This window comes from Methanooceanicella nereidis, assembly GCF_021023085.1.
In the GTDB taxonomy this organism is placed as follows: Archaea; Halobacteriota; Methanocellia; order Methanocellales; family Methanocellaceae; genus Methanooceanicella; species Methanooceanicella nereidis.
Map to the genome: position 1 here is coordinate 164,098 of NZ_PGCK01000008.1, position 7,639 is coordinate 171,736.

Sequence of the window (7,639 nt, forward strand, 5' to 3'; positions counted from 1 at the left end):
ATATTGCGTTTATCATACACTTAAAGATAAATCGATGTTTACACAGGGGCTTATTTTGCCGACGGGTGTAGGGTAGTGTGGGTATATGAAAAAACTGTTCGTATCTGTATTACTGTTATCGTCGTTCCTGGCAATAAGCGGCTGCTGCTGCTTAACGGATATACCTATCTATGTACCAGTGGATGATAACGGCGGAGAGGATGTTAAAATATCATATGAACAGGTCAGCAAGGCAGAAATGGACGCGAGCAACAAGTCGGTGACAGATGCCGCCGGGGCTATTGATGCTCAAGATAAACAGGCGTTCCTGAGCCTTATGTCCGCGGATGTTCTTGGCAGCGTCAGCGGCGAGCCGGACCTTTCGACACCTGAGGCTGCAAAGATCGCAGAGGGATTCAGGAACGCGAAACTTGTCCGGACAGGGTCTTACATGATGGACTATGAGATGACCATAGACGGCGTCACATATTCTTTTAGCACCGTAAAGGAGGACGGCAAATGGAAAATAACCGGGCTATAAAGGTCATGGCCGCACTGGTATTGATATTCGTGCTGCTGATCCCGGCCAACGCGCTGGCATATAATAACGTGGGCGTTCATCCGCGGATTAATGAGTATGCCTTTGACCAGTTCGAGAGCACCTGGATGAAAAACGACCAGTACCTGAAACAGGCATCGCTGGACGGCCGCAGCGTTTACGGGGAAGCATGGGACCCGTCGGACGGGACGACCTGGACAGACAAGGTCGGTAATGGCATAATCTCCGTGAAGCGGAGTAAAAGCATGGAGCAGTGGGTGATCGACGGAGGATTCTCGGCGGATGAACCCGAAGCAGATATGGCGATGGTACATTTCTACGACCCGGTGAGGTCGCCGCATTATCTCACAGATCAGCTTAACGACATCCCTGGCGGAAAATATGTCAACCCGCAGATAAGCGCATATGAATGGGCTTTCGGTAACTCGCCATACAAGTATAATTTCCTGATGGCGAGAAAATACTACAGGGACGCGCTGTCCAGCACGGACCCCGATAATATAAACTACGGCAACGCCTGGAGGGCTGTCGGTGAGACGATGCACCTCATGTCAGATATGACCGTGCCAGCACATGTAAGGAATGACGGCCATGTGCCTTTTAGAGATTATGTCGACCCTTACGAATATTTCACGACGGTGTCCCATATCGATAAATACCGCAGCAGCGTAGCTTCCAGCTCCGTCGGGCCATACAAGCGAACATATCCGGGACAGGGCGACATTCAGTCGCTGATGCATGACGTAGCTTACTGGACTAACACGAATTTCTTCTCCCGGGACACTATTCCCCTTTATGGAAAAACCATCACTGCCAACGACGAGCCCGCATATCCGTCCCCGAAATTGACGATAAGCCCGACTTTCACAGGCTACTATAACGGGACAGTGGACGGTAAGACAGTGCCGATGGCAAGGCAGTCGTTAAAAGGCTGGATATGGAAGACACCCGCGGTCACGGTAGACCAGACCATATGCGACGCTCAGCGTGAGATATTGATACCTGTGGCGATCAAGTCTTCGGCCGCGGTCCTGGACGCTTTCCTGCCCCGGTTCGAGGTCAAGATCGATGAGGTGACCCCCGAGCCTGAAAAGGCGAACATGCGTAAGGTAGAAGGAAGCATAAAGCTCATCCCCACCAGCGTATGGCCAAAACAGGATGAGCTCGTCATCAGGAACGGGGCTTATCTTACCGTTACCAACAAGACCACCGGAAAATCCTCGACCGTCCCGATAGTCAGCAAGGGCGGACAGGCCCTTAATAACATAGAGATGACAGTGGAGGCGTATCCCGGTGACAGCATACAGCTCTTGTATGATCTTGGCGGATATGTCGTATACTCTAATCCCTACAGGCTGCCCGTTCCGTCAGTGACGCCTACGCCCGTCCCTACAGAGGAACCGGACACCGGATCAAGGATAGTCCATGTCAGGGTATATGACAGCGAAGGCAAGATATTCAGTGAAGAGACCTACCTGTACGAGGATGGTTTGTTCGTCAAGCACGGGCTTGAAGCGATGTATATGTGGTACTATGATGAACTGGCCACGCAGGCGAAGAAGGAATGGGATCACGGCACCCTTATCCAGGGCACGGAAAAGATACTGGAATGGGAGGGCGCGTCTAACATCTACCCGTACCGCATTGAAAATAACCCGAAGCCTAGATTTAACCCCGACGATAACTCGGTCATATTAAGGCTGGGGTCCGACGAGATGCCTAAGAACCTGCCGTCATGGCTTAAGTAGGCTTTCGCTACCGGAGGGGTCCAACCCCCTCCTTCTCATTTTTTGTTACTAGAATAGAGTAATTTATTTAAGCCTCTTTTTGTATTCATATACCATCTATCATATAACACAAAAACTCATCAGGCGATCATAATGGTAAAAGTAGCATTAGTGGGCGGCGAAAAGTCCGGAAAGACGACACTGGCCTCGAAGCTGGGAAAGAAAGGCACCGAATCCGACATAGTCCTGTATGACTTTGTCAAGGGAGATAACATAATCTCGATCGTGGACCCGATCGGATACCCGAAGTCGCCGAAACCTCTCGTGAACGCGGTCAACATGGCTGACGTAGTGGTCTTCTGCGTGGACGCGGCCGGGCTCGACGCCAGGGCTGGCGAGTGTATCATACTGATGGACCTCGTTAAGCCAAAACACGGCATCATCACTATCACAAAGACCGATACATCGAACCCGTACGCCGTGGAGGAACTAAAGAATAAGATAAAGATGATCGCAAAGGGCACTGTGGTGGAGAACTGGGAGGTAATACCAACATCCACGAACGTCAAAGCTATGGAAGGCATTGACAAACTAAAGGACGTGCTATTTGAATATGATAACAAGCTCAAGGAGGAGCACAAGACCTTACTCGATAAGCCAGTGCGTATTCCTATCGACCACCACTTCAACGTTACCGGCATAGGCTGCGTCATACTGGGATACGTGGACCAGGGAGTTGTAAATGCCAAGGAAAAGCTTACCGTGTTCCCGATTAAGCATGAGGTCGAGATACGCTCCATCCAGATGCACGACGTTGACGTGAAGCAGGCACCTGCCGGCGCCCGCGTCGGACTGGCAATTAAGGGCATACAGAGCAAAGACCTTGACAGGGGCCACATAATATCCGCTTCAGAGAACGTCGCAGAAGATTTCAGCTTAAAATGCGTCACTGCCAAGTTCAAGGGAGAGTTTAAGAAAGGCGACAAGGTACATGTCTATACGGGGCTTCAGTCGACACCGGGCAACATCGTAAAGATCATTGCTAACGGAAACGAGGTCGAGGAAACAAAATCCTCATCCGCATACGAGGTCGTCTTGAAGACCGATAAGGAAGTGGCTTACTCACCGGGAGACCGGTTCATCCTTTCCAAGCTCGACGATCCAAAACAGAGGTTCCTGGCGACAGGAACTATCTAATTTTTTTATACATGATAGCAAACCAATATTAGCAAGTTAACCGTTAAGTGCTCTATTCTTAGAATTTTTTATGCATTTTTAATTCTTCTTTGATTGAGTCTAACACAAAGGCAACTAAGGGCACTGGCTTTCACCACGGAGCGCGCAAAGGCGAGTAAGGAACACAAATTTTTTTAAGATACTAATTATCTTCTAAAAAAGTCCTTTGTGAACCCTTGCGCCCTTAGCGCCCTTTGTGGTGGAAACTGGTGTGCCCTTGTGCCCGTTGTGCGCTTTGTGGTGGAAACTAGTGGTCCCTTGAGCCCGTTGTGCGCTCCTATGAAAAACTTTTTGATGGTCTCTGTAAAGACCTGCATGTAACATTCATTATGGGATCGATGTTCTGCCGTTGTGCCTGTCGGATGGCAGGCAGGCACGTAACCTCACAGAAACACAGAAACACAAATTTTTTTATATGATTTTTTAAGGTCACGAAAACCCAAAGGTTCACTCACCAAACCACAAATGCTCCAGTATCACCGTCAACGCGCTAAAGTCTCAAATGCACGGCTTAATGCTCGAAGCGCTCTAATTCACTAACGCTAAAACAAGACCCCGAACATTCTCCAAAAACACTAAATTTTAACTGCACGGTTGACGCTTACACGACTAATATCCCTGCTATAGGTCAAGGGGAACACAAACCGGGATATTGAACTTTTGTGGTTTGGAGAATGTTCGGGTCTTGTTTTAGCGTTGGTGAATTAGGGCAGGTTGGTGCGTTGAGCCGAGCGTTTGGGCTGTTGGTGCGTTGACGGTGATACTAGGGCCCTTTGTGGTTTGGTGAGTAAATCTTTGAGATTTCGTGACCTTAAATTCTAAAAAAAATTTGTGTTTCTGTGTTTCTGTGAGGTTACGTGTCTACCTGCCATCCAACAGGCACAACCATAAAAACCATATCCTGGAAACCAGGAAGTGATTATATGTTTTTTTCATTTTTAAAACCTGAGCAAGAACCCGCTCATCAAAGATTTCGTGGTGAAAAATAGTGTTCTTTAGTTGCCTTTGTGTTAGACTCTATCAAAAATTTCACAGTGACATAAAAAGGATCAAAACTTTCATGCATATCTCACGGCCTAAAAATATTCCGTGAGCCTTGCCTGCGATAACTCATTTATGATGTTGGCCGTTGTCTTCCAGGACTTTCTTACGAACTCCGGCATCTTCTTATTTTTCATGTAATATCTTTTCAGGAATTCGATAGTGACCTCGTCGCCGGGGTAACCGCTGCCCACGTCCTCGCCTATGGACTCGGATATCTTTCGCACCAGGGAATCCCTGTGAACTTTGGCGATTATCGACGCCGCCGAAACTATGGGATATTTCGAGTCGGCCTGGTGGGCCGATATGATCTCCGCCTCAAAATCAAGCAGCTTTTTAACGTTAAGGCCAAACCTTCCGGGGTTCACGTCACAGGAATCTATGTAGACAATGTCGGGCCTGGACTTGAGGATCACTTTTGAGAAGCACTCCACTTCGAGCATGTTCAGGCTCTCTTCGTTCGGTATCCTCAGGTCTATCTGCGAAGGCTCGACCACCAGTAACTCAAACTTGCAGACGTCCTTCAATCTTATGGAAAACTCTTCACGTTTTTTCGGTGTAAGTTTTTTAGAGTCCTTCAGACCCATCGACTCTATCTCATGCAGATCATCTTCGCTGATAGCCGCGCCGCAGACCACCATCGGGCCTATCACCGGGCCCCTTCCTGCTTCGTCCACTCCCATTATCAAGACCAAAAGAACAACCCTTCCTTAATACCTTGTAATCGTATATGATATTTTGCGCCCCTCCAGAAATGATATGACCTTTTGGGAGAACCCCTCGAACGTGTCGTTATTACCGGCAACGCATGAGTATGCGTCGACGCCTGCCTCATCGTCGGTGATGCCGGAGACCCTGATTATCACCGAGCCTTTTGGAACTACCGTATCCTTTAGTATGGAGTCTTTATCACCGTCAGTTATCCCTATAGCCCTGATACCCAGCCTTGCAAGGATATCGCATGCCACTTCCGTAGTATCGTCCCCGACAGTGATTGCGCATACCGTATCCGGTTTCACCGTATCCATCGACAGGAAAGCAGTGTGGTCTATCATGACTGCCTTTCCGGGGCCTTCTTTAACGGTCATGATCCTGGGGAAGGTAATATCGTCTCTCAGCCAGCCCGACTTGATCATAACATTATCCAGATCGACAGGGCCGATCTTTGCGAGCCCCGAGTCTTTAATTTTCACCCCTTCAATACCGCATATCAAACCACGTTTTGCCTTGATACGCACTTCCCGCCCGACGACGGTCCCTACAAAGGTCCCGCCAACAAAAAGAGGCTCTCCGGGAAGGACGCCTGATATTTTTCTATAGTTAAACCCCTCTATTTCCACTGCAGGAACATATTTTGGTTTTATCTGCCTGATCCGTGATTTGAAATGCCCTGCGATAACCGAAGCTACTTCCGATGCGATACGGTCGTCTTCATCATTTCCCCATATTATGACAGTGCCATCCGCTTCAAAAATTCGCTCTGCGTGGATAATGCTCTTTACATTATTCACCCTGCCGGCAACTATCTCTCCGAAATTGATGCCGGACTCAAGTGTCTTGCCATGGTTAATGACCACAAGAGCGTCAGCGTCCCTGAAAGATAAAAGGGCGATGCTCGGGGGATCACAACTGGATATGTCAATGACGTCCCGAAGCCCCTCGTCTATTATGGCTGTCCTGCACATAGTGCCGCCGGCGACGGCACTGACGTTCCCGATAGAGCTAAGAAGGTCGATGATATTTTTCGCTTCTTTTGAGTATACGGGTGCAGGACCATGGACTACGATCCCGATCTCAAGAGGTCTCGAGAGGCTTTTCAGCTCTCTCCACCCCCCTCTTTGGACAGATGTCCTCTACGGGGCAAATATGATGGAGAGGTATCACAGCCTTACAATAATCCCTCCCGAGGTTGATTATGAGCAGGTGCGCCATCCCGGGGATCATTTCCTTACGCTCAAGATCCTCCTTAACCCGCCTCTTGGCTGCCTCGGAGTCACCCGACGCGCAGCTAAGGCCGAGCCGCTGTGTCACTCTGCATATATGTGTATCGACAGGGACCACATCATGTCCCAGTGAAAATAAAAGCACACAATCCGCTGTCTTAGGCCCGACGCCGGTCAGCGATAACAGCGCCTCACGCGCCTCCCTTGTAGGCACATCCCTCATCCATTCCAGGCTGCCTTTATATCGTTCGATAATCTCCTTCGACGACCTGATGATATAATCTGCCTTATAAGGGCCCGATGTCTTGATCAGCCTCTCCAGCTCTCCCTTATCCGCGCCTGCCATCTTGTACACGTCGATGCCTTTATAGTGGTGCTGCAGGCGGTGGAAAGTCTTTCTGGCACTATCCGCCGTCTTATTCTGGGTGAGTATGGTAACGATAAGCGAAATATACGGGTCCTGAAGCTTAAGCACCCAGCATCTTTTATAAAACTCCTGCAGTCTCAATAAAATGGGGCTCTTTCCGCTGTAAACCCTGTCAAGAGAATAGTCAAACTCATCCATTACCCTGCCATAATATTTTTCCGGCGTGACTTTCAACGTGCCGTCAGGCAATTGTTCCAGGCAGGCATCCTCATCGGCATCCGGATAATACTTATAATATTTATCGTCCTTCAACATCCATTCGAGAGCCGTGATTTGAATGTCCATCGTGGACCGCAGATCAATATCCATCATAAAACGTCATTTTGAGTTACGATCTTTGCATTTATTTACTTTCTCCGGACCGATTCTTCGTAGCTAACATAAAAGCTATTTTCGTTATTGAATGCTCCATCAATAGTCCTATGTACAAAGGCAACAAAGGGCACCGGCTTTCACCACGAAATCTTTGATGAGCGGGGTCTTGCTCAGGTTTTAAGAATGAAAGAACGTGTCGTACTTACCCGGTCTTTGAGATGAAGTTTTTTATGGTTGTTCCTGTCGGATGGCAGGTAGACACATAACCTCACAGAAACACGGAAACCAGTGTTCCCGTGCTTGTGTTTTTTGGGTTTGGTTGGTAGTGGTCGTGTTTTTTGGTGGTTGGTATGCGGATGGTTGTGGGGTTTGTTGGTTTTTTTGTGATTTTTTGTCTGAAAACGGTCTTTTT

At 48.5% G+C, this 7,639-nt stretch carries 6 protein-coding genes; 3 read left to right on the forward strand and 3 right to left on the reverse strand.

The annotated features are described in order from the left end of the window. Positions 1-85 precede the first annotated feature (85 nt). The 3 genes from CUJ83_RS10745 to CUJ83_RS10755 all read left to right on the forward strand — a co-directional run bounded on the left by CUJ83_RS10745 (position 86) and on the right by CUJ83_RS10755 (position 3,462). The gene (locus tag CUJ83_RS10745; RefSeq protein WP_230742311.1) at positions 86-520 is read left to right on the forward strand and encodes a nuclear transport factor 2 family protein; all 435 of its coding nucleotides are present in this window, start codon (positions 86-88) and stop codon (positions 518-520) included. Next, positions 499-2,286, forward strand: coding sequence for a phospholipase C/P1 nuclease family protein (locus tag CUJ83_RS10750; RefSeq protein WP_230742312.1), 1,788 nt, complete (start codon positions 499-501; stop codon positions 2,284-2,286). Before CUJ83_RS10745 ends, CUJ83_RS10750 begins: the two co-directional genes overlap by 22 nt. Positions 2,287-2,418: 132 nt before the next feature. Continuing rightward, complete coding sequence (locus tag CUJ83_RS10755; protein WP_230742313.1) at positions 2,419-3,462, forward strand: EF-Tu/IF-2/RF-3 family GTPase; 1,044 nt, start codon at positions 2,419-2,421, stop codon at positions 3,460-3,462. A gap of 1,115 nt (positions 3,463-4,577) precedes the next feature. Here the strand turns inward: CUJ83_RS10755 and rnhB are convergent. The 3 genes from rnhB to CUJ83_RS10770 are packed head-to-tail and all read right to left on the reverse strand — an operon-like array spanning position 4,578 to position 7,197. After that, positions 4,578-5,237: a ribonuclease HII gene (gene rnhB / locus CUJ83_RS10760; protein ID WP_230742314.1), complete on the reverse strand. Its 660-nt coding sequence runs from the start codon at positions 5,235-5,237 to the stop codon at positions 4,578-4,580. A gap of 15 nt (positions 5,238-5,252) precedes the next feature. Continuing rightward, on the reverse strand, positions 5,253-6,362 hold the full coding sequence (locus tag CUJ83_RS10765; protein ID WP_255668511.1) for a DUF2117 domain-containing protein: 1,110 nt from the start codon (positions 6,360-6,362) through the stop codon (positions 5,253-5,255). Beyond that, positions 6,337-7,197, reverse strand: coding sequence for an endonuclease III domain-containing protein (locus CUJ83_RS10770; RefSeq protein ID WP_230742315.1), 861 nt, complete (start codon positions 7,195-7,197; stop codon positions 6,337-6,339). Before CUJ83_RS10770 ends, CUJ83_RS10765 begins: the two co-directional genes overlap by 26 nt. Between the last annotated feature and the right edge of the window lie 442 nt (positions 7,198-7,639).

Coding starts and splice junctions, on each gene's coding strand:
- CUJ83_RS10750 (WP_230742312.1), top strand. CDS start 499: ATGGAAAATAACCGGGCTATAAAGGTCATGGCCGCACTGGTATTGATA.
- CUJ83_RS10745 (WP_230742311.1), top strand. CDS start 86: ATGAAAAAACTGTTCGTATCTGTATTACTGTTATCGTCGTTCCTGGCA.
- CUJ83_RS10770 (WP_230742315.1), bottom strand. CDS start 7,197: ATGGACATTCAAATCACGGCTCTCGAATGGATGTTGAAGGACGATAAA.
- CUJ83_RS10755 (WP_230742313.1), top strand. CDS start 2,419: ATGGTAAAAGTAGCATTAGTGGGCGGCGAAAAGTCCGGAAAGACGACA.